Origin of the sequence: Enterobacter adelaidei (assembly GCF_041937165.1) — a bacterium.
Taxonomy (GTDB): domain Bacteria; phylum Pseudomonadota; class Gammaproteobacteria; order Enterobacterales; family Enterobacteriaceae; genus Enterobacter; species Enterobacter adelaidei.
Window position 1 is genome coordinate 2,758,194 of record NZ_CP154353.1, and the last position, 21,567, is coordinate 2,779,760.

Annotated in this window: 23 protein-coding genes, 3 tRNA genes and 1 pseudogene; 14 read left to right on the forward strand and 13 right to left on the reverse strand. The window is 50.9% G+C overall.

Annotation, left to right across the window (positions count from 1 at the left end):
* Positions 1-394: 394 nt before the first annotated feature.
* Positions 395-898: a non-heme ferritin-like protein gene (locus tag AAHF05_RS13420; protein ID WP_028018597.1), complete on the forward strand. Its 504-nt coding sequence runs from the start codon at positions 395-397 to the stop codon at positions 896-898.
* 157 nt (positions 899-1,055) lie between these two features.
* Positions 1,056-2,399 carry an anaerobic C4-dicarboxylate transporter gene (locus AAHF05_RS13425; protein ID WP_028018596.1) on the forward strand — a complete coding sequence of 448 codons (1,344 nt, stop codon included), beginning with the start codon at positions 1,056-1,058 and terminating at the stop codon, positions 2,397-2,399.
* 42 nt (positions 2,400-2,441) lie between these two features.
* Here the strand turns inward: AAHF05_RS13425 and AAHF05_RS13430 are convergent, their stop codons facing one another.
* Positions 2,442-2,693, reverse strand: a complete 252-nt coding sequence (locus AAHF05_RS13430) for a DUF2766 family protein (protein ID WP_129323358.1) — start codon at positions 2,691-2,693, stop codon at positions 2,442-2,444.
* 231 nt (positions 2,694-2,924) lie between these two features.
* On the opposite strand from AAHF05_RS13430, the gene yecR reads away from it, so the two are divergent.
* The 3 genes from yecR to tyrP all read left to right on the forward strand — a co-directional run bounded on the left by yecR (position 2,925) and on the right by tyrP (position 5,422).
* Positions 2,925-3,263 carry a YecR family lipoprotein gene (gene yecR, locus AAHF05_RS13435; protein ID WP_028018594.1) on the forward strand — a complete coding sequence of 113 codons (339 nt, stop codon included), beginning with the start codon at positions 2,925-2,927 and terminating at the stop codon, positions 3,261-3,263.
* Positions 3,264-3,465: 202 nt separating this feature from the next.
* A complete protein-coding gene (ftnA, locus tag AAHF05_RS13440) occupies positions 3,466-3,963 on the forward strand; it encodes a non-heme ferritin (RefSeq protein ID WP_129323357.1) in 498 nt (165 codons plus the stop codon).
* Positions 3,964-4,210: 247 nt separating this feature from the next.
* Complete coding sequence (tyrP, locus tag AAHF05_RS13445; RefSeq protein ID WP_332616045.1) at positions 4,211-5,422, forward strand: tyrosine transporter TyrP; 1,212 nt, start codon at positions 4,211-4,213, stop codon at positions 5,420-5,422.
* 33 nt (positions 5,423-5,455) lie between these two features.
* On the opposite strand, the gene AAHF05_RS13450 is transcribed toward tyrP, so the two are convergent.
* Positions 5,456-6,124: a YecA family protein gene (locus tag AAHF05_RS13450; RefSeq protein WP_028018591.1), complete on the reverse strand. Its 669-nt coding sequence runs from the start codon at positions 6,122-6,124 to the stop codon at positions 5,456-5,458.
* A 425-nt stretch (positions 6,125-6,549) separates the two neighbouring features.
* On the opposite strand from AAHF05_RS13450, the gene AAHF05_RS13455 reads away from it, so the two are divergent.
* The 5 genes from AAHF05_RS13455 to AAHF05_RS13475 all read left to right on the forward strand — a co-directional run bounded on the left by AAHF05_RS13455 (position 6,550) and on the right by AAHF05_RS13475 (position 11,556).
* Positions 6,550-7,671 carry a branched-chain amino acid ABC transporter substrate-binding protein gene (locus tag AAHF05_RS13455; RefSeq protein WP_028021355.1) on the forward strand — a complete coding sequence of 374 codons (1,122 nt, stop codon included), beginning with the start codon at positions 6,550-6,552 and terminating at the stop codon, positions 7,669-7,671.
* A gap of 100 nt (positions 7,672-7,771) precedes the next feature.
* Positions 7,772-8,686, forward strand: coding sequence for a branched-chain amino acid ABC transporter permease LivH (locus AAHF05_RS13460; RefSeq protein WP_129323355.1), 915 nt, complete (start codon positions 7,772-7,774; stop codon positions 8,684-8,686).
* 10 nt (positions 8,687-8,696) lie between these two features.
* Positions 8,697-9,971, forward strand: coding sequence for a high-affinity branched-chain amino acid ABC transporter permease LivM (livM, locus tag AAHF05_RS13465; RefSeq protein WP_332616038.1), 1,275 nt, complete (start codon positions 8,697-8,699; stop codon positions 9,969-9,971).
* Complete coding sequence (locus AAHF05_RS13470; protein WP_129323353.1) at positions 9,968-10,843, forward strand: ATP-binding cassette domain-containing protein; 876 nt, start codon at positions 9,968-9,970, stop codon at positions 10,841-10,843. The genes livM and AAHF05_RS13470 overlap by 4 nt, the downstream gene beginning before the upstream one ends.
* Positions 10,840-11,556, forward strand: a complete 717-nt coding sequence (locus AAHF05_RS13475) for an ABC transporter ATP-binding protein (RefSeq protein WP_049006585.1) — start codon at positions 10,840-10,842, stop codon at positions 11,554-11,556. The genes AAHF05_RS13470 and AAHF05_RS13475 overlap by 4 nt, the downstream gene beginning before the upstream one ends.
* Positions 11,557-11,681: 125 nt before the next feature.
* Here the strand turns inward: AAHF05_RS13475 and AAHF05_RS13480 are convergent, their stop codons facing one another.
* On the reverse strand, positions 11,682-11,849 hold the full coding sequence (locus AAHF05_RS13480) for a hypothetical protein (RefSeq protein WP_160311047.1): 168 nt from the start codon (positions 11,847-11,849) through the stop codon (positions 11,682-11,684).
* A 178-nt stretch (positions 11,850-12,027) separates the two neighbouring features.
* Here AAHF05_RS13480 and AAHF05_RS13485 point away from each other — a divergent pair, with 178 nt between their 5' ends.
* The 3 genes from AAHF05_RS13485 to AAHF05_RS13495 are packed head-to-tail and all read left to right on the forward strand — an operon-like array spanning position 12,028 to position 13,138.
* Complete coding sequence (locus AAHF05_RS13485; RefSeq protein WP_108089661.1) at positions 12,028-12,387, forward strand: CHAP domain-containing protein; 360 nt, start codon at positions 12,028-12,030, stop codon at positions 12,385-12,387.
* A gap of 1 nt (position 12,388) precedes the next feature.
* Positions 12,389-12,841 carry a DUF3828 domain-containing protein gene (locus tag AAHF05_RS13490; RefSeq protein ID WP_108089660.1) on the forward strand — a complete coding sequence of 151 codons (453 nt, stop codon included), beginning with the start codon at positions 12,389-12,391 and terminating at the stop codon, positions 12,839-12,841.
* Between the two features lie 24 nt (positions 12,842-12,865).
* A complete protein-coding gene (locus AAHF05_RS13495) occupies positions 12,866-13,138 on the forward strand; it encodes a hypothetical protein (RefSeq protein ID WP_108089659.1) in 273 nt (90 codons plus the stop codon).
* Between the two features lie 380 nt (positions 13,139-13,518).
* Here the strand turns inward: AAHF05_RS13495 and AAHF05_RS13500 are convergent.
* The 6 genes from AAHF05_RS13500 to uvrY all read right to left on the reverse strand — a co-directional run bounded on the left by AAHF05_RS13500 (position 13,519) and on the right by uvrY (position 17,055).
* Positions 13,519-13,605, reverse strand: a tRNA-Leu gene (locus AAHF05_RS13500).
* An 11-nt stretch (positions 13,606-13,616) separates the two neighbouring features.
* Positions 13,617-13,690, reverse strand: a tRNA-Cys gene (locus AAHF05_RS13505).
* A gap of 46 nt (positions 13,691-13,736) precedes the next feature.
* A tRNA-Gly gene (locus AAHF05_RS13510) sits at positions 13,737-13,812 on the reverse strand.
* 152 nt (positions 13,813-13,964) lie between these two features.
* Complete coding sequence (pgsA, locus tag AAHF05_RS13515; protein WP_028019572.1) at positions 13,965-14,513, reverse strand: CDP-diacylglycerol--glycerol-3-phosphate 3-phosphatidyltransferase; 549 nt, start codon at positions 14,511-14,513, stop codon at positions 13,965-13,967.
* Between the two features lie 56 nt (positions 14,514-14,569).
* Entirely contained in the window at positions 14,570-16,402 is a 1,833-nt protein-coding gene (gene uvrC, locus AAHF05_RS13520) for an excinuclease ABC subunit UvrC (protein ID WP_129323352.1), read from the reverse strand.
* A complete protein-coding gene (gene uvrY, locus AAHF05_RS13525; RefSeq protein ID WP_028019574.1) occupies positions 16,399-17,055 on the reverse strand; it encodes a UvrY/SirA/GacA family response regulator transcription factor in 657 nt (218 codons plus the stop codon). Before uvrY ends, uvrC begins: the two co-directional genes overlap by 4 nt.
* 466 nt (positions 17,056-17,521) lie before the next feature.
* Between uvrY and AAHF05_RS13530 the strand changes: the two genes are divergently transcribed.
* Positions 17,522-17,746, forward strand: a complete 225-nt coding sequence (locus AAHF05_RS13530) for a DUF2594 family protein (protein ID WP_014832453.1) — start codon at positions 17,522-17,524, stop codon at positions 17,744-17,746.
* Between the two features lie 66 nt (positions 17,747-17,812).
* Here AAHF05_RS13530 and sdiA read toward each other — a convergent pair whose 3' ends face one another.
* The 4 genes and pseudogenes from sdiA to AAHF05_RS13550 all read right to left on the reverse strand — a co-directional run bounded on the left by sdiA (position 17,813) and on the right by AAHF05_RS13550 (position 21,503).
* Positions 17,813-18,535 (reverse strand): transcriptional regulator SdiA, encoded by a 723-nt coding sequence (sdiA, locus tag AAHF05_RS13535; protein WP_129323351.1) that lies wholly within the window; start codon positions 18,533-18,535, stop codon positions 17,813-17,815.
* A 158-nt stretch (positions 18,536-18,693) separates the two neighbouring features.
* On the reverse strand, positions 18,694-19,662 hold the full coding sequence (locus AAHF05_RS13540; protein ID WP_022652343.1) for an IS5-like element IS903B family transposase: 969 nt from the start codon (positions 19,660-19,662) through the stop codon (positions 18,694-18,696).
* 30 nt (positions 19,663-19,692) lie between these two features.
* A pseudogene (locus AAHF05_RS13545) lies at positions 19,693-20,259 on the reverse strand (MFS transporter); the annotation flags it as partial.
* Positions 20,260-20,345: 86 nt separating this feature from the next.
* On the reverse strand, positions 20,346-21,503 hold the full coding sequence (locus AAHF05_RS13550; RefSeq protein WP_021243026.1) for an iron-containing alcohol dehydrogenase: 1,158 nt from the start codon (positions 21,501-21,503) through the stop codon (positions 20,346-20,348).
* Between the last annotated feature and the right edge of the window lie 64 nt (positions 21,504-21,567).

Below are 21,567 nucleotides of genomic sequence, written 5' to 3' on the forward strand. Positions count from 1 at the left end.
GCAATTTTTCCCGCGTATCATATATTCGCAATGAATAATCCGTATTTCATTTTTTCTCAGAGCATTATTCCGACTTAATATTTACGGAAGAACATTAGCATGCGACAAATTAAAATAACAATTAATTATCAATGGTTTATGCTATATTTACTTTATGAAAATCCATTTGCAAATTTGTAGTATTTTAATTTTTGTAATGTATGGTAAAAATAAGGTACTTAGGAGTTTTCTTACCCCGGAGACAAGGGTATGCTTATTTATATCGAACACAGGAAGTGAATTTTAGGTCGATTTTAGATACTGCGGAAATTGTATATCTGCGAGTTCTTCGTCAATGCCTGACGCTCAGGTTAAGCAGCGGACATCTCGTCCCACAGTCAATAAGGATATGAGTATGGCTACCCCAACGATGATGCAAAAACTAAATGCGCAGATGAACCTTGAGTTCTATGCGTCCAATCTGCACCTTCACTTAAGTGCGTGGTGTGCTGAGAACAGTCTTACGGGTTCAGCAACATTCTTCCGTACTCAGGCGCAAAGTAACGTCACGCACATGATGCGCGTCTTTAACTTCATGAAGGCCGTTGGCGCCAATCCTGTTGTTAAAGCCCTTGATACCATTAATGATGACTACTCCTCCCTGGAAGAACTGTTCCAGAAAACGCTTGAAGAGTATGAGCAACGTTGCACCACTCTGAGTAAACTGGCCGATGAAGCCAAAGCGCAGCAAGACACTACCACCCTTAAATTCTTACGCGACATGGACAAAGAACAGCAGCAGGACGGCATGCTGCTGAAGATACTGGCGGATGAACTGCGCAATGCGCGACAGGCAGGGTTATGCCCGGAACAAACTGACCGTCACCTGCTCGACATTGTGACGGTGCAACATCACTGATCCCTTTTAACCCGCGCCCGTCCGGGCGCAGGTTTCCCTTCTCACCGCCAACCTTCTGCTTTTGCTGAAATTTAACAAATCAGATCTTGCTCCCAATGATTACCCACACAACATGTAATGATTTATTTAATTACATAATCATTGACGAGGGAGCATCATGATCACCATCGAGTTTGTTGTCATTCTCCTCTGCCTGCTGACAGGTACACGTTTCGGCGGTATGGGGCTGGGGTTAATAAGCGGTATTGGGCTTTTTATTTTGTGTTTTGTTTTTGGGCTGCAACCTGGCAAGCCCCCGGTTGACGTCATGTTGACTATCCTCGCGGTGATTGGTTGCGCAGCTACTCTGCAGACCGCAGGCGGTCTCAATGTCATGATGCAATTTGCAGAGCGCCTTCTGCGTAAACACCCACAGCACATCACACTTCTCGCCCCCTTTACCACCTGGATGCTGACTTTTCTGTGTGGTACCGGGCATGTGGTCTACACCATGTTCCCGATCATTGCAGATATCGCCCTGAAAAAAGGGATCCGTCCGGAACGTCCAATGGCGGTGGCATCCGTTGCCTCGCAGATGGCGATTACGGCATCACCGGTTTCCGTTGCCGTTGTATCGCTGGTGTCCATCCTGGGCGCTCAGCATGGAATTGGCCATGCGTGGGGCATCCTTGAAATACTTGCAGTGTCAGTTCCTGCTTCACTTTTCGGTGTAGCCATCGCTGCCCTGTGGAGTTTGCGGCGCGGGAAAGATCTGGCCGACGACATGGATTTTCAGGAGAAGCTTAAAGATCCAAAGCAGCGCGAGTTTATCTATGGCGGAACAGAGACGTTAATGAATCAACGTTTTCCAAAACAAGCCTACTGGTCCACGTGGATTTTCTTTGCCGGTATTGCCGTAGTGGTGCTGCTGGGGGCATTCCCGGAATTACGCCCCGCCTTTGAGCTGAAAGGCAAAATGACGGCGCTGTCGATGAACCTTGTCATTCAGATGATGATGTTAATTGCAGGCGCCGTAATGCTGATGGCCTGCAAGGTCAATGCCTCTGCTATTTCTAACGGTGCGGTATTCAAAGCCGGAATGGTGGCGATCTTCTCGGTGTTCGGCGTGGCGTGGATGAGTGATACCTTTTTCCAGGCGCATCTTGACGAGTTAAAACTGGCGCTGGAAGGCGTTGTGAAAAGCCACCCGTGGACGTATGCCATTGTACTGTTTCTGGTGTCGAAGCTGGTGAACAGCCAGGCCGCAGCGCTGACGGCCGTTGCGCCCATGGGCCTGATGTTGGGTATTGAGCCGAAAATGCTGATCGCCTTTTTCCCGGCGTCATACGGGTATTTTGTCCTGCCGACCTATCCAAGTGATTTGGCCTGTATCGGTTTTGACCGTTCAGGCACGACCCGCATCGGCAAATTTATCATCAACCACAGCTTTATTCTGCCAGGGCTGATTGGTGTAAGTTGTGCGTGCGCGGCAAGCTACCTGCTGGTCCAGACGTTCTTCTGATGGCATTGAAGGGCGACAAATACTGTCGCCCATTTCCACTCTTCAGTGAGACTCACTCTGCGGCGTGAATCGCAGCTCAATCAGCGCAATGGCTTTTTGGATGGCACGAAGCGTAACCGGATCAGCCGCTGCCGGATGACTGGCGAAATCAATGTTTTTCAGCTGAGTTGACATCTTCTCGCGCACTTCAACCGGCGCAATAACGTCCAGGACATCAAGAATTTGTTTGATAACCAGCTGACAGGCGACAACGTCAGAGACCAGTTCCTGCTCGGCACTCAGGTTTTGAGACATGGGGGCTTTCTCCTTATTTAAAGGCCGCCATAGTAGCAAAACGCAGGCTCTTTTATCTCCCCTTCGTCACGTACAGGTACAAAAAAACCGCCAATATTAAATGTACCGGATGCGGATTACATTCAATTCCATCCCGTTGCAAAGAGAGAGGGCAGATTGTCCGGCTATTCCAGGCATTGCAGCAGACATCTGCAGGTACGATAACGTATTTCCATCCATTCAGAGCGAACCATGAAAAGAGTCATCGTAGCTGGCACGATCCTGCTGCTCGCGGGGTGTAGCATTAACCGCCAGGCTGAGGTCAGTAGTCTCGACGCGCCCAACGGCATAGTCCGCCTCGACTACGGCCAGGCGGCGCTACAAAATGCGTATTCTGATGAGTATGTGAATAACGGTACGGCGGCAAAAGCGTGTCAGAGCATGGGGTATGCCACCGCCTCTGCCTATGGCCAGCCCATCAAAACCTGCACGCTGATTAGCGGCTCTCTGTGTCTGAACGAGAGCGTGACTATCCAGTATAAATGTATGGGTTTTGCCGTTAACCCTAAGTCAAATAATCCGTGGTATTAATCAGGACTGCCAGTGTTTGCTGGCAGTTTATTTCATTACGAACAAAAATAATTCTCATTAATAAATATAAAAATCGTCAATGCGTTTTATTCCCATTCGTATTTTAAATAAAGAAATAAAAATTTTACGTTTTGCAAATAATTAAATAACAAATTATAGTATCGCTCATTGTGAATCAGAAATAATAACCGGGAGCGCCACTATGCTGAAAACTGAAATGATCGACAAGCTCAATGCACAAATGAACCTTGAGCTTTTTTCGTCCCTGCTCTACCAGCAGATGAGCGCCTGGTGCAGCTACCACAGTTTCGAAGGCGCGGCTGCGTTTTTGCGTCGTCACGCTCAGGAAGAGATGACCCATATGCAACGTCTGTTTGATTATCTGACAGATACCGGCGCCCTGCCGCGCATTGAAACCGTGACATCCCCTTTTGCTGAATATAATTCTCTCGATGAACTGTTCCGCGCAACCTACGAGCACGAACAATTAATCACACAGAAGATTAACGAACTGGTTCATGCGGCGATGACCAGCCAGGATTATCCAACCTTTAACTTCCTGCAATGGTATGTTGCTGAACAGCACGAAGAAGAGAAGCTGTTTAAATCCGTCCTGGATAAATTATCTCTGGTGGGTAAATCTGGCGAAGGTCTTTACTTTATTGATAAAGAACTTTCTACCCTCGATACGCAAAACTAATTCCAGCGCGGTGCCGAAAATCGGCGCCGCGTTTTTTACTTACATTCCCTGCATCAAAACCCTCATTGTATTTCCTGTTCCCCTTATTAACGTTACGTCTGGATGACGCCCCATGCATGATCGCAGAGCGCTCGATCTCGTAAATATTTCATTACACTACTTGTAACGGTGATTTGACGAGTTACCGCTTTTCCCTTACTCTGCGCCGCAGATTTTGTCGCGATTACGAATCGTTGTAGAGGAAAGCGTGAAAAACAGAACCCTGGGAAGTATTTTTATCGTCGCCGGAACGACGATTGGAGCAGGAATGCTGGCAATGCCCCTGGCAGCCGCAGGCGTGGGGTTTGGGATGACCTTGCTGCTACTTGGTATGCTCTGGGCGTTAATGTGCTACACCGCACTGTTGTTGCTTGAGGTTTATCAGCATGTGCCAGCCGACACCGGTCTGGGTTCTCTTGCAGCACGCTATCTGGGACGCTACGGTCAGTGGATAACCGGCTTTAGCATGATGTTCCTGATGTACGCTCTGACTGCCGCCTATATCAGCGGTGCCGGGGAGCTCATCGCCTCCAGCGTCAATGACTGGTTCGGCTCCGATATTACCCCGGCAACCGGCGCCATTTTCTTTGCACTCATCGGCGGGGGTGTGGTCTGCGTGGGGACGTCGCTGGTCGATCTGTTTAACCGTTTTCTGTTCAGCGCCAAAATTCTGTTCCTGATTGTGATGCTGGTACTGCTCGCGCCGCATGTACACAAGGTCAACCTGCTGACGCTGCCGCTGGAAAAAGGGCTGGCGCTTTCCGCGATCCCGGTCATTTTCACTTCGTTTGGTTTTCACGGCAGCGTGCCGAGCATTGTCAGCTATATGAACGGCGATATTCGCAAGCTGCGCCGTGTCTTTGTTATCGGCAGCGCGATCCCCCTGATTGCCTATATTTTCTGGCAACTGGTGACGCTGGGCAGCATTGACTCTTCGACCTTTATTGGACTGATGGCGCAACACGCTGGCCTGAATGGTTTTCTGCTGGCACTGCGCGAGGTTGTGACCTCTCCACATGTGGAACTGGCGGTACACCTGTTTGCCGACCTGGCACTGGCCACGTCGTTCCTGGGCGTGGCGCTGGGCCTGTTTGATTACCTGGCTGACCTGTTCCAGCGTCGCAATACCGCGGCTGGCCGGTTGCAGACGGGCGCAATTACCTTCCTGCCACCGCTGGCCTTTGCGCTGTTTTACCCGCGCGGGTTTGTGATGGCGCTGGGTTACGCGGGGGTGGCACTGTCGATCCTTGCCCTGTTGCTCCCTTCCCTGCTGGCATGGAAGAGCCGTCAGCAACATCCTCAGCAAGGGTATCGCGTGGCGGGGGGAAAACCGCTGCTGTGTATCGTGTTTGGCTGTGGCGTGGTGATTATTCTGGTGCAGGTTTTGATTGCAGCGGGAATGCTGTCTGAAGTGGGGTAACTAAAAAAGGGGCTATCATCAGCCCCTTTTTTATCAGTGCAAACAGCAGCTCTTAAACTTCTTCCCGCTGCCGCAAGGACACGGATCGTTACGCCCGACCTTCGCCCCATTCACAATCGGCTTCTTCGCTTCCGGTTGCTGCGGGTTGTTCACCCAATAATTGTACAAACGCAGTGCCGCAGGCTGGATGCTTTCAATGCTGGCTTTATATTCCTCTTCTGTCAGCGCATCCAGTTTCTCACTGTTCTCTTCCGTACCGTGCAGCGCAATCACATCCAGATCGGCCTTTAGATCTTCCGGCAAGGCAGACCAGTCCGTCAGCGCCACGCCGCGCATGTAGCCGTAGCACCACTCTTCCACAACGGTATAGCTTTCACCGTCCACGTCGTTGTAACCAAACATCGGTTCAAACTGATCCGGGTATTCGCTCAGGCGCTCGGCGATATCGTTCATATGCTTAAAGCAGAGATCGATAAAACGGTTCATCTCACGATCGTTTTTCCAGCGTGGAATGTATTTCTCGCCACCCCACACCGCCACCAGCCAGGTATCGGGCTCGACGACAACGGGGCCAGAAAGCACTGCGGTAAGCATGCCGTCCAGTTCGGAGACGTCAATCACGGACGCATCGTCGTGACCGTAAGACATTAATGTCTCTTCAAGCCACTCCATTTCGCTTTCATTCAATGGGCCTTCAGTCATCGCTGACACTCCTGATAAAAAGGAAAGGATCCTACCACATATCGCACACCTTTCCGGGTTGAAGTTTAGGTCTTTATTGCTGCAAAAACGTGCAAATCGTGACTCCTGCACAACTTATGGGCTTTATTGTTAACGATATGTGATCTCCGCTGTAATTTCTTCTCCTCCCGCAAGGCGACATAACACGGGGCTCTATACTCAAACATGTCGCAAACCCATCAATGGGTTAACCATTCTGGCAACGTTTTTGCTTAATGTTCTTCGCGCGAAGTTGCGCATGGAAACCTCGCCGTATCACGCAGGATGCAGTCTGGATCTTGTTCGTTTAGTGCATTTTGTTCTTGCTCGTGTTTTGGACTGGCTGCGCCGTCGGGCGTTTGGGTATACGCCGTGGTGCAAAAACCTCTTTGCTAAGGAACATAATAATGTCGCTGAAATTTATCAGAACGCCTCTTTCTCTTGTGTTGGCCGGTTGCCTGGTGACCGCATTTTCCGCCCAGGCAGATATTGTGATTGGTGTCGCCGGACCGTTCACAGGCCCCAATGCCACCTATGGCGATCAGTACTGGCACGGCGCAACGCAAGCCGCTGAAGACATTAATGCTGCTGGCGGCATTAACGGGGAGAAGATCAAACTGGTTCAGGGGGATGACGCCTGCGAGCCGAAACAGGCTGTGGCTGTTGCTAACCGTCTGGTGGACCAGGATAAAGTCAACGCCGTGGTCGGCCACTTCTGCTCCTCTTCCACCATGCCCGCCTCCGAGGTTTACAGCGATGCGGGGATTATTGCCATCACTCCCGGCTCGACCAACCCGCTGATTACTGAACGCGGTATGAGCGACATGTTCCGCATGTGCGGACGCGATGACCAGCAGGGCCAGGTCGCCAGCGACTTCATCATCGACAAGCTGAAAGCCAAACGTGTGGTGATCATTCACGATAAAGATACTTATGGTCAGGGTCTGGCTGACGCCACCAAAGCGGCGCTGGCGAAACGCGGGGTTCAGGATGTGATGTATGAGGGACTTTCGCGCGGTGAAAAAGACTTTAACGCGCTGGTGACGAAGATCGGTGCACAAAAACCGGACGTGGTGTTCTTCGGTGGCTGTCACCCGGAAGCCGGTCCGCTGGTTCGCCAGATGCGTGAACAGGGCGTGCAGGCGAAATTCTTCTCCGGCGACTGTATTGTCAACGAAGAGATGGTAACCGCCGCGGGCGGCCCGCAATACACCAACGGCATTTACATGACCTTCGGTAAAGATCCGCGCCTGATCCCGGACGGTAAAGCGGTTATCGAGAAATTCCGTGCCGGTAAATTCGAACCCGAAGGTTACACCCTCTATTCCTATGCCTCTGTACAGGCCATTGCTGCTGCCTTCAAAGCCACCGGTGGCAAGGACTCAGCCAAAGCCAGCGAGTGGCTGAAAGCCAATGCCGTCGACACGGTGATGGGCAAAAAAGCCTGGGACAGCAAAGGCGATCTGAAAGTGTCTGACTACGTGGTTTACCAGTGGGACGACAAAGGAAAATATAAGGAAGTGCAGTAACGGGACGGAATCACGCTCAACGCCGGCAGGCCAGCCTGTCGGCGCGTAATAAACATCAGGCTGCGTAAGTCGCGCAGCCTATAAAAACGAGCGCGCTAAGATGAGTACATTCTTCCTGCAACAGTTAATTAATGGCTTAACGCTGGGCTCCGTCTACGGCCTGATCGCCATCGGCTACACCATGGTGTACGGCATTATCGGCATGATTAATTTCGCCCACGGCGAAGTGTATATGATTTCCGCCTATCTCTGCGCCATTGGCCTGGCGCTGCTGTCATTCTTCGGCCTGCAGTCGTTCCCTCTGTTGATCCTCGGGACGCTGGTTTTCACTATTGTGGTGACCGGGGTTTACGGCTGGACCATCGAGCGAATTGCCTATAAGCCGCTGCGAAACTCCACACGCCTGGCGCCACTGATCTCCGCCATCGGGATGTCGCTTATTCTGCAAAACTACGCGCAGTTGAACCAGGGACCGCGCCAGCAAGGGGTTCCGACCATGCTGGATGGCGTTATTCGCCTGCATCTGGGGGAAGGGTTCGTTCAGATAACCTATACTAAAGTGTTTATTCTGGTCGCTTCATTTGCCGGCATGCTGGTCCTCACCTGGATAATCAACCATACCCGCCTGGGACGGATGTGCCGCGCGGTGCAACAGGACCGCAAAATGGCCTCCATTCTGGGGATAAACACCGACCGGATTATTTCGCTGGTCTTTGTCATCGGCGCGGCAATGGCGGGTCTGGCGGGTGTGCTCATCACCATGAATTACGGCACCTTTGATTTCTACGTCGGATTTGTCATTGGCATCAAAGCCTTTACCGCGGCGGTACTCGGCGGCATCGGTTCCCTGCCCGGGGCAATGCTCGGCGGACTTATTCTCGGCGTGGCGGAAGCCCAGTTCTCGGGCATGGTGAACTCGGACTATAAAGATGTGTTCTCGTTTGGGCTTCTGGTGATGATCCTTATTTTCCGTCCCCAGGGACTGCTTGGTCGCCCGATTGTGGCCAAAGTGTGAGGGAGCAACGATGACAAGCCACGGTTTTTCTCTCAAACGCTGCACTCTGGACGCCATTTTTTCCGGGCTGATTGCGCTGATTATCTTCGGTCCAATTGCGGGCGTGGTGCTGGACGGGTACAGCTTCAACTTTGCCGGACAAAGGCTGGCCTGGATGGTTGGCATAGTGATGCTGGGGCGCTTTCTGCTGAGCGCTTTCTTGGGTACTGCTACCGGAGCCCGTTTCCAGTCACGCTTTGAGGCCGATAGCGCGGGCGTGTATGTCCGCCCCCCGGAATACAAAAGCCGCATGCGCTGGATTATTCCTCTGGTGATTACCCTTGCGATTTGCTTCCCGTTTGTCGCCACCAAATATGTGCTGACCGTTGCCATTCTCGGGCTGATCTACGTGCTTCTTGGTCTGGGACTTAACATCGTCGTGGGTCTGGCCGGTCTGCTGGACCTGGGATATGTCGCGTTCTATGCCATCGGCGCTTATGGCCTGGCGCTGGGTTATGAGTATCTTGGGTTAGGCTTCTGGAGCATGCTACCGCTGGCGGCAATCATGGCCGCTGCCGCAGGTGCCCTGCTCGGTTTCCCGGTGCTGCGCATGCACGGTGACTATCTGGCCATTGTGACCCTCGGGTTTGGGGAGATCATTCGTCTGATCCTGAACAACTGGCTGACCTTCACCGGAGGGCCCAATGGTGTTTCAGCCCCTCCTCCTACCTTTTTCGGTCTGGAGTTTGGCCGTCGGGCTAAAGAAGGTGGAGTGCCCTTCCACGAATTTTTCCACCTGACCTACAACCCAAATATGAAATTTATATTCATCTATACGGTGCTGTTTCTGGTGGTGATGCTGGTGCTTTATATCAAGCACCGCCTGACGCGGATGCCAATTGGCCGGGCGTGGGAAGCACTGCGCGAAGACGAAATCGCCTGTCGCTCAATGGGCTTGAACCATGTTCTGGTCAAGCTTTCGGCCTTTACGCTCGGTGCGTCGACCGCCGGGATTGCCGGGGTATTCTTTGCGACTTATCAGGGCTTCGTGAATCCGACCTCATTTACGTTTTTTGAATCGGCACTGATCCTCGCCATCGTGGTGCTGGGCGGTATGGGCTCTACGCTTGGCGTCGTGCTGGCGGCCTTTGTGCTTACCGTCACGCCCGAGCTGCTGCGCAGTTTTGCCGAGTACCGGGTCCTGCTGTTTGGCATGCTGATGGTGGTGATGATGATCTGGCGTCCACGCGGTTTGATCCGCATAAACCGCAGCGGGTTTGCCGTGCGTAAGGGCGTTGCGCCATGAACGATATGATATTGCGCGTTGAACATCTGATGATGCACTTCGGTGGGATTAAGGCGCTAAACGATGTCAACCTGGACGTGCAGCGTGGCTCTATTACCGCCCTGATTGGGCCAAACGGTGCGGGGAAAACCACCGTGTTTAACTGCCTGACGGGCTTCTACAGAGCCTCTGGCGGCAACATTTTATTTAACACCCGCAGTAAAACGACCAACGTTATTCAGGTCCTCGGGCAAAAATTCCAGCCAGGTGACTGGATTAACCCCGCGCAGTTTGGGCAGCGTCTTTTCTACAAAATGTTTGGCGGAACCCACCTGGTCAACCGCGCCGGACTGGCGCGCACGTTTCAAAATATCCGGCTTTTTCGCGAAATGTCGGTCGTGGAAAACCTGCTGGTTGCACAGCATATGCGCGTTAACCGCAATCTTCTTGCCGGGATCTTAAATACGCCGGCATACCGCCGGGCGGAGAGTGATGCCCTAGACAGAGCCTTCTACTGGCTGGAAGTGGTTGATCTGGTGGAGTGCGCCAATCGCCTGGCGGGAGAGATGTCGTATGGGCAACAGCGGCGTCTGGAAATCGCGCGGGCAATGTGTACCGGGCCGGAGATGATCTGCCTGGATGAGCCCGCTGCCGGGCTAAACCCGGTAGAAACACATAAGCTGAGCAGCATAGTTCGTTTTCTGCGCGATCATCACGACATCACGGTGTTGTTGATCGAGCATGATATGGGGATGGTGATGGAGATTTCGGACGACATTATCGTGCTCGACCACGGCGATGTTATTGCCAGAGGAAAACCCGAGCAGATCCAGCATGATGAAAAGGTCATTGCCGCCTACCTGGGTACGGACGAAAGCGAGGTCACCTTATGAACGAACCGCTGCTGGCATTTCGCGAGGTGGACGTGTTTTACGGCGTCATTCAGGCGCTGAAGCAGGTCTCCCTCGAGGTCAATAAGGGTGAAACCGTAGCGCTGATTGGCGCAAACGGCGCGGGTAAATCGACACTACTGATGTCCATCTTTGGCCAGCCCCGTATCCGCAACGGACAGATCCTTTTTGGTGGTGAAGATATCAGCCATAAATCCACCCACTACGTCGCGTCCGGCGGCATTGCGCAGGCGCCGGAAGGCAGACGAATCTTCCCGGATATGACGGTTGAAGAAAACCTGCTGATGGGGACTATCCCCATCGGCAATCAATTTGCGACTGAAGATATGCAAATCATGTTTGACCTGTTTCCGCGCCTCAAAGAGCGTCGCAAGCAGCGCGCGATGACCATGTCCGGCGGTGAACAACAAATGCTGGCCATTGCCCGGGCGTTGATGAGTCGCCCGAAATTGCTGCTGCTGGATGAACCGAGTCTTGGGCTGGCACCCATTGTGGTAAAACAGATTTTCCAGACGCTGCGCGAGCTGGCCCGCAACGGCATGACGATTTTTCTGGTCGAGCAGAATGCGCACCATGCGCTGAAACTTTCTGACCGGGGATATGTGATGGTTAATGGCCAGATCCGCCTGAGCGGTAGCGGCGAAGAACTGCTGGGCAATCAGGAGGTGAGGAAAGCGTATTTAGGTGGGGTTTGATTCGATATTGATATGTATATAGAAATTACTTTCTATAAATAACAATAAGATATTCACGATATGTATAGCATGCAATGCCTTGAGAAGGTCTGGTTATGCTGATTTATTAGTCTCTGACGATCACGTCAAACTAACTGAAAAGGAGCTTTCAGCATGGCTATAACCCCAGCATCAGCACCCATACACCAGCGAATAAAACCACCAGCAAACATAACGGCGAGAATGCGCAGAGCCTCCGGCGGATTGGTAAACAGCATGACCAGTACATTCATCAGATTGTGTTTATAGGGCATTTTGTTTTGTCCATAAAAAAACCGCAATCTGCTGGCATCAGGTTAGGTTATTGTTTGATAGGCTTACATAAATTCTATGGATAGTGGTTAATACCGCCTCACTATTCATTACAAAAAAGCGCAACTTATCGGCGTAATGTTTCCCTTGTTATTCATTCAAATTACAGGGATAGAAATTATGTGGAATGCCCATAAAGCTGTAGTTTTTGCTCGCAACCACGCTGGACTGCATAGCCAGAAAAGATGCGCAGAATTCGTATCCAATGCCATTCGCGCTGGTGGCGCAAATCTGCATAACACGCATTACGCGAAAGACATGGAAAGCAATTTAATATTGGCTGGCTTTAGACAAGTTTACGGCGAACCGATCGAGGGGGATGTTGCTGTTATCCAGGCTACTGCGCATCATCAATACGGCCATGCATGCATTTATGACGGAAATGGCGTCTGGTACTCCGATTTTGTGCAGCGGACAATGTATCCAGGCCCGGAGTACAGAGAAGTAAAACCAGCGTACGCAACTTACAGGCATGAATAACATGAAAAAAATAATACTCGCAGCTCTGCTGCTGCCGCCTCTGGCTTATGCTGCTCAAACCTTACCGCCGGAAGCTAAGGCGGCACTGCAGTTTAATAAGTGGTACATCTCTCAAATAATGATCGGGAAAGAGCCACTTACGGATTATGACGCACTCAGCCAGTATGTAAGCCGCGATACCATCAGTAAGCTTAAAGCTATGGACAAGCTTGATCCGAATGAATACGACGTTCCAGACGCCGATATGTTCATAAAGGCCCAGGGCTATGAAGATGACTGGGGAACGGTTATTGCCAGAGCGATTGATTACGATGCCGTGTGCATGCAGGTGTATATATCCTTTGGCAAGAAGCGCGATCACACCGTTATTGACTGCATGGTAAAAGAAGACGGGGCCTGGAAAGTCCAGTCTGTAGCTAGCATAGATATTTCTGACAACCTGAATGCAAAGTAAATCGACGATCTGACAGGGGGACTAATGCAATGCATCTTTGCGAATACCCCTGCCGGAAAGCGGAAAAACTCAGCAGACAGTATTTACCCTCCACGCGTTTACCGAGGTAAGTCTAAATGCGAATTCCAACCGGCAACGGGTGGTGCTGTGCAGCTCTATCCTCTGGATTCCCCCGTTTCTCTTATCTGGGCTAAATACGAAGCCGCATTAAAAAGCATCCAGGAAAAGGCCAATCTCTCCGGTCTTATCGACCAGTTTTTTGAGAGCGCTGATTACGCGCACCTAGCCTTTATATAATTCACCAGCAATCAGGATCTCGCTATACGAGTGATACGTTCAATGCTCAGTGGATGAAAGCAAAAAAGGCTGCTGAGTAAAAATTTCCTGATCTCGAATTCAACTTCACATTCCACGATCTAAAAGCCAAAGGGATATCTGATCTTGAAGGAACGCTTCATGAGAAGCAGGAAATTTCAGGCCATAAAAACGCATCTCAAACGGCGAGATATAACCGAAAAATTTCTGTTGTGCCGGTGGTTGGGGGGCAGTGATGCCCTCTTCTTATGGCGAAGCTGAATGGCGAAACAATGGCGAATGGCGAAAAAGGACAATAAAAAAACCACCTTTCGGTGGTTTATACGACACTGCTTATCATTGATTTTATTCTTCTGTTCCCATGGTAGCCGGAGTGGGACTTGAACCCACACAGCGCGAACGCCGAGGGATTTTAAATCCCTTGTGTCTACCGATTCCACCATCCGGCCAGGGAAGAAAGTGGAGGCGCGTTCCGGAGTCGAACCGGACTAGACGGATTTGCAATCCGCTACATAACCGCTTTGCTAACGCGCCGTTAAATCTTTCAAACTGACACCCGCTACTGCGCATGTCTTTAATCTGGAGCGGGAAACGAGACTCGAACTCGCGACCCCGACCTTGGCAAGGTCGTGCTCTACCAACTGAGCTATTCCCGCATGTCATCAAGTTGACTTCTAACCACTTGATTTCATTATCGTCCGGCTTGCTGTGCCGCCGTTCGATGCGTTGCATTCTACTGATATGACGTTATGAGTCAACGTTATTTTTTGCATCCCCGGATCGTTTGCTGAAAATTACGGCGAAACGATCACTGATCAAGCAAATCCCCGCGGGCAGCGTTCAAATATTGCAGCATTGACCACAGCGTCAGCACTGCCGCAACCCACAGCAGGCCAATCCCCGCCCACTCAACCCAGGCGTTCGGACGCCAGAGCATCCAGACCAGTGCCGCCATTTGTGCGGTCGTTTTCACTTTACCAATCCATGAGACCGCCACGCTGCTGCGTTTACCCAGTTCCGCCATCCACTCACGCAGTGCAGAGATAATAATTTCACGGCCGATCATCGTCGCCGCAGGCAGCGTCACCCACCAGGTATGATAATGCTCGGCCACCAGCACCATCGCGATAGCGACCATCACTTTATCAGCAACGGGATCGAGAAAGGCACCAAAACGGGTACTTTGATTCCAGCGACGTGCCAGGTAGCCATCAAACCAGTCGGTGACTGCTGCAATCAGGAAGATCAATGCACAGGCGAAAGGTGCCCAGACAACCGGCAGGTAAAACGCCAGTACAAAGAACGGAATAAGCACGACACGAAAGAGAGTGAGCAACGTAGGGATATTAAATTGCATAATGACGGTAACTGTTTGTTGTCAGTAAAATTTAGCTCTATGTTGCTACAGAGCCCTCAATGTTTCAACGAGTAGTAGATCTTTTCTGCCAGCCCTTGCGAAATACCCGGCACTTTTGCAATTTCCTCCATGCTGGCGTTGAGTAATCCTTGCAATCCACCCATATATTTCAGCAACATCTGACGACGTTTTGGCCCCACGCCTTCAATCGTTTCCAGGGTACTGGTATTTTTTACCTTTGCCCGTTTTTTACGATGACCGCTGATAGCATGATCGTGTGATTCATCGCGAATATGCTGAATGACATGCAACGCCGGGGAGTCCGGCGGCAGGCTGAACCCCTCACCTTCCGGCTCGAAGAAAAGCGTTTCCAGACCAGCCTTGCGATCGGCCCCTTTTGCGACACCCAGCAGCAGCGGATGGTTTTTATCCCAACTGACATCAAGCGATTCAAATACCGCTTTCGCCTGGCCGAGCTGCCCTTTCCCACCGTCAATCAGGATCACATCCGGGATTTTGCTCTCTTCAATCGCTTTACCATAGCGACGGCGCAGCACCTGATTCATCGCCGCATAGTCATCGCCCGGCGTGATTCCGGTGATGTTATAGCGGCGATACTCGGCGCGCAGTGGGCCATTGGCATCAAATACCACGCAGGACGCTACCGTCTGTTCACCCATCGTATGGCTGATGTCGAAACACTCCATACGTTTCACTTCCGGCAGCTTCAGCAGCGTCGCCAGGGCGGTTAAGCGCTGGCTCACCGTAGATTGCTGAGACAGCTTCGTCGTGAGCGCCGTCGCCGCGTTGGTTCGTGCCAGCTTCAGATAACGCGCGCGATCGCCACGCGGTTTGGTTTGTACGTTAACCCGACGACCGGCGAGTTCAGAAAGCGAATCGGCCAGCAGCGTTTTATCACCGAGGTTAAAATCAAGCAGGATCTCCGATGGCAGCGTGCGCATCTGGCTCCCCTGCAGATAGAACTGGCCGACAAAGGTTTCCACCACTTCACCCAGCTCGGTGCCGCCAGGCACTTTTGGGAAATAGCTGCGGCTGCCGAGCACTTTGCCCTGACGAATAAAGAGAACGTGCACACAGGCCATCCCGGCGTCAAAGGCCACGCCGATGACGTCGAGATCGTCACCAGTATTTGAGACAAACTGCTTCTCAGTGACTCTACGCACCGCCTGGATCTGGTCGCGGATACGCGCTGCCTCTTCAAACTCGAGTGCGGCGCTGGCTTTTTCCATCCGTTCGATCAGCTGCGTTAATACCTGATCGTCCTTTCCAGCCAAAAACAGGCGCACATAATCAACCTGCTGAGCATACTCTTCTTCACTCACCAGCCCGGCAACGCAGGGCCCCAGACAACGCCCAATCTGGTACTGCAGGCACGGACGCGATCGGTTACGGTAGACGCTATTTTCACACTGGCGGATCGGGAAAATTTTCTGCAGCAGCGCCAGCGTCTCGCGAACGGCATAGCCGTTAGGAAACGGTCCAAAATATTCACCTTTCGCATGCTTTGCACCGCGGTGCATGGCAAGACGCGGATGGGTATCACCGCTCAGAAAGATAAATGGATAGGATTTATCATCACGCAACAGGACGTTATAGCGCGGCTGGTAGAGCTTAATATAGTTGTGCTCAAGCAGCAGCGCTTCGGTTTCGGTATGCGTGACGGTGACATCAATGTTCCGAATGAGTGAGACCAATGCTTCGGTCTTACGGGAGGCAAGGTTGCTGCGGAAATAGCTGGAGAGGCGTTTTTTAAGATCTTTTGCCTTCCCCACATAGATAACCGTGCCGCCAGCGTCATACATGCGATAGACGCCAGGCTGGCTGGTTACGGTTTTCAGAAACGCTTTTGAATCGAACACATCGCTCACTGACTTAACAACGTCTCCGCATTACACAAACCATGTCGGATGGCCAGATGAGTCAGTTCGACATCACCATGAATGTTCAGTTTACTGAACATCCGATAACGATAGCTGTTCACCGTTTTCGGGCTGAGATTCAGTTGCTCCGAGATCTCATTCACCTTCTGACCTTTGGTGATCATCAGCATAATCTGCAATTCACGCTCAGACAAACTGGCGAACGGTGATTCGTTTTTCTCAGGCTCGATCTGACTTAGCGCCATCTGCTGAGCAATGTCGGAGGCGATGTAACGCTGTCCGGCAAACACAGAGCGGATAGCATTAACAACTTCTTGTGGTGCGGCACCTTTACTCAGGTAACCCGCAGCACCCGCCTGCATCACTTTCGCGGGCAGAGGATTTTCGGTATGCACGGTCAGCATGATGACTTTCGTATCGACGAAAGTCCGCGCAATTTTGCGTGTTGCTTCGAGTCCACCGATACCGGGCATGTTCATATCCATCAGCACCACATCGGCCGAGTTTGTGCGGCACCATTTTACGGCATCTTCCCCACAGCACGCCTCACCGGCAACTTTAATACCTTTAATATCTTCAAGAATGCGTCGTATCCCTGCGCGCACCAGTTCGTGGTCATCAACAAGAAGGACGTTGATCAAAGGAAATGTCTCCAGAATAGGGATAACGCTACTGAGTGATAATTTGGTTTATATTAACGGTTTTCCTCACAAGATAAAAACGTTAAAAAACTGGCTATTCGATTTTGCTCTCGTTTCTGGAAATTAGCCTGTACAGGCTCTGGAAAGCGGGTCCGTGCATTCAGGGCTTTTGCGGCTATTTTTAAGCATCTGTATTCAAATAGTTACAAAAAAATTGCAGAGATTCCCCACCAGAAAACAGCGTTCAAATTTTTGTAACAATAATTAACGGCAAGCGAACCGGACATAAACAATTAATAGCCACTGGCTGTCGCTCAGTTTACGGGCACGTTCTGTTTACGCAATTAAACATCTGCGTAAAAGTACGAAAAACAACCGCTGCATTTTTTGCTGCAGCTTGTGGTATACTCCGCCGCCTTGACTTTCGTCGTCGCGCTTTAGCGCCGTTTAATAATGAGGAAAATAAATGAGCACACCTGAATTTGCCACTGCGGAGAATAACCAGGAACTGGCACAGGAAGTAAACTGTCTGAAGGCGTTGCTAACACTGATGCTACAGGCGATGGGCCAGGCTGACGCCGGTCGTGTGATCATTAAAATGGAAAAACAAATCGCGCAGATGGAAGACCAGGCGGAATCAGCGGTATTTGCCAACACCGTTAAGCAAATCAAACAAGCCTACCGCCAGTAATAAAAAACGGCTGGATGCATTGCATTCAGCCGTTAGCTCGTCTGGCACGCAGAACGTAGAGTTTAATCAGATCAGTCCCGTTGCCGCCGCATAGCACGCAATCTGCGTCTTGTTTGGCGCGTTGAATTTCTTCTGCATATTCTTCTGATGGAAGTTAACGGTATTCTCCGAAATTGAAAGAATGATCGCTATTTCCGCTGACGTCTTCCCTTCCGCGGTCCATTTCAGAATTTCGCGCTCACGCTTGCTGAATTTCATTTCAGGCTGCATGACCATCTCATCTTCAAAACGGGTCAGCGTGGTTAAGGCCATTTGTACCAGCATCTGCAAGCGTAATTCTATTTCTTCGCTGGCTAAGGGTATTTCCAGCACACTAGTACGAGAAACAGACAGAAAACCGAGTGCGTGATTCGGCAGCATCAGACACTGCGTTATTCCTTTACGTAAACCGTGGTCTTGCGCGCTGCTCCATAATTCCTGAGCATCCGCAAATAATTCATCGGTCCAGGGTAAATGACCATGAATGAAATTCTCGGGTTTTAACACTGGATCAACCGTGAAATAGTTCGCAGATTGATATTGCGCCATCCACTGCTTTGGGTAAGTGGTATGCACTGCAATCTTAGGACGCGTAAATGGCACGGGATGACGCACACAGAGTGCGTAATAATCAAATTCAAGCGCCTGAGTTTGTCTCTGTAGTTCCTGATATACCTCGTCGGCACAGGTCAATTCCTGAAACCGGAGGGAGCAATCCCGTCGCCAGGTGAAAAAGTCTGAATCCTTCATACTTACTAAATGAAGCCTCTGTCAAGGCTCAATTGAAATGTCCGTTATCCAGCTCAATTAAAATGACCACTTTGATCTCTCATTCTCTTTACTGATAGACTTGGCTTTGTTGAATAAATCAGATTTCGGGTAAGTCTCCCCCGTAGCGGGTTGTGTTTTCAGGCAATACGCACGCTTTCAGGCATACCTGCTTTCGTCATTTTGTTCAGCGCTCGTACCAGGGCCATAGCCTCCGCAACCTGACCATCGTAGTCACGCAGCGTCAGTGAACCCCCGAACAGCTGTTTTACCCGGTACATCGCCGTTTCCGCTATCGAGCGACGGTTGTAATCTGTTGTCCATTTCCACCGCGCATTACTCCCGGTCATTCGCTGATTAGCCACTGCACGGTTACGGTCTGCATATTCACCGGGCCAGTAACCCGCACCTTTTCGGGGTGGGATAAGCGCGCTGATTTTCTTACGCCGCAGTTCATCGTGACAGAGCCGGGTGTCGTAAGCGCCGTCTGCCGATGCTGCCCTGATTTTTCTGTGAGTCTGCCGGATAAGACCCGGGAAGGCTTCTGAGTCCGTCACATTGTTCAGCGACAGGTCTGCACAGATGATTTCATGTGTGTTGCTGTCAACTGCCAGATGCAACTTTCGCCATATACGACGGCGTTCCTGGCCATGCTTTTTGACTTTCCACTCGCCTTCACCAAAGACCTTCAGCCCGGTGGAATCAATCACCAGATGCGCGATTTCACCCCGGGTGAACGTTTTGAAACTGACGTTAACCGACTTTGCCCGCCTGCTGACACAGCTGTAATCCGGGCAGCGTAGCGGAACGTTCATCAGAGAAAAAATGGAATCAATAAAGCCCTGCGCAGCGCGCAGGGTCAGCCTGAATACGCGTTTAATGACCAGCACAGTCGTGATGGCAAGGTCAGAATAGCGCTGAGGTCTGCCTCGTGAAGAAGGTGTTGCTGACTCATACCAGGCCTGAATAGCTTCATCATCCAGCCAGAAAGTTATGGAGCCACGGTTGATGAGGGCTTTATTGTAGGTGGGCCAGTTGGTGATTTTGAACTTTTGCTTTGCCACGGAACGGTCTGCGTTGTCGGGAAGATGCGTGATCTGATCCTTCAACTCAGCAAAAGTTCGATTTATTCAACAAAGCCGCCCCGCAGAGTCCGGAACGCTGATACGGATCCATATCATTAGTAACAGCGAAAGTACTGACATAATACCGAACGTCAGGCGCCAGCCAAGATAATGCCCAAGCCAGGTTCCCAGCGGAACGCCTAGTGAGAGCGCCAGCGGTGTCCCAGCCATGGCTATCGCCATAGCCCGACCCTGATGAAGCGGCTCAACAATTCGGCGTGAAAACCCCGCCAGCAGGCTCCACGCCAGTCCCGCAGCCGCCCCGGCCCCCAAACGCGCTAACAGGGTCAGGTAAACATTTGATGAAAGTGCGGTAATGGTATTAAAAATGAAGAATCCCGCTACGGTCATTAATAAGACATATTTCCGATTCCACGACCGGGTAACGATAGTTAACGGAATAGCGGCAAATAATGACCCGAGGGCGTAGACGGTGACCCACTGGCCTGCGCTAGCCAGCGAAATATTCATTCCCTTACTGATTTCTGGCAATAATCCTGCTGGAATAGTTTCCGTCATGATGCAAATAAATCCGGTCATCGCAAAAGCCATTAATGGCATATAGGGAAATGTGTCATTCATTTTCTGCATTTTGCAATACCGTTAATGTTTAATTAAGCCTGCCAGGTGCGCAGGCTTAGCGCCTAATAGAGTAGATCGTTAGTCAATTAAAGTGCCATGTTCAGTATTGTTTCCGCCACTTCAGCAGTAATTTTTCCATGTTCACCTAATGCGATGTGCCCATGTTCTTTTAACTTGCCGATAACAGCTGAAATATCTTCCGCGCCCAGACCATAATCAGAAAGTCGGGTTTTAACGCCCATCAGTTCAAAAAATTCCACGGTGGCATTGATAGCCTCATCGGCCATTTTTTCGCTATCAGACTCAGGAATATTCCAGACACGCGCACCGTACTGAGCCAGCTTTTCTGCTTTTTCCTTTTTGCACAAGCGCCATAGTGCAGGCATAACGATAGCGAGGGTACGGGCGTGGTCGATTCCGTATAATGCAGTAATTTCCTGGCCAATCATGTGAGAAGCCCAGTCAGTTGGGACACCTGCGCTCAACATTCCATTCAGGGCCATCGTCGCAGCCCACATGATGTTAGCTCTGGCGTCGTAGTTCTGTGGATTTTTAAGGGCTACTGGGCCTTCTTCTTTCAGCGTGCTCAGCAGTCCTTCCGCCAGGCGATCCTGCACCTTAGCGTTAACCGGGTAAGTAATGTATTGCTCAAGAACGTGGACAAAGGCATCAACAACCCCGTTTGCGGTTTGTTGTTCAGGCAGCGTGTAGGTCATTTCCGGTTCGAGCACTGAAAATTTCGGCATAACGTAAGGGGAGGTGAAAAAGAGTTTATCCTGGGTGGTCACCCGATTAATCACCGCCGTGTTATTCATCTCTGAACCCGTGGCCGCCAGGGTCAGCACGCATCCAAAAGGGAGAGCTTGTTTCACCACGCCGCCATAACTCTTGACGATCTCCCATGGATCATTTTCGTAGAGGGCTGCGGCGGCAATAAATTTAGTCCCGTCGATCACTGAACCGCCGCCCACGGCCAGAAGAAAATCAATTTTTTCTGTTCTGACAATCTCAACGGCTTTCATCAGGGTTTCATAATGAGGGTTTGCTTCTACACCGCCAAACTCATAAACCAGGGTGTTTGTCAGGGACTCTTTTACGCGTTTCAATATACCGTGTTTTATAACGCTGCCCCCGCCATAGACAATCATGACCTTTTTACCCTGCGGGACTTCTTGTGCTAACGCAGAAATTTGATCGCGACCAAAAAGAATTTTTACCGGATTATGATAGATAAAATCTTGCATAATGATTACCTCATTTTCAGAATTAAAAGCCGTCACTACAACGAGGACATATTCACGTCGTGGA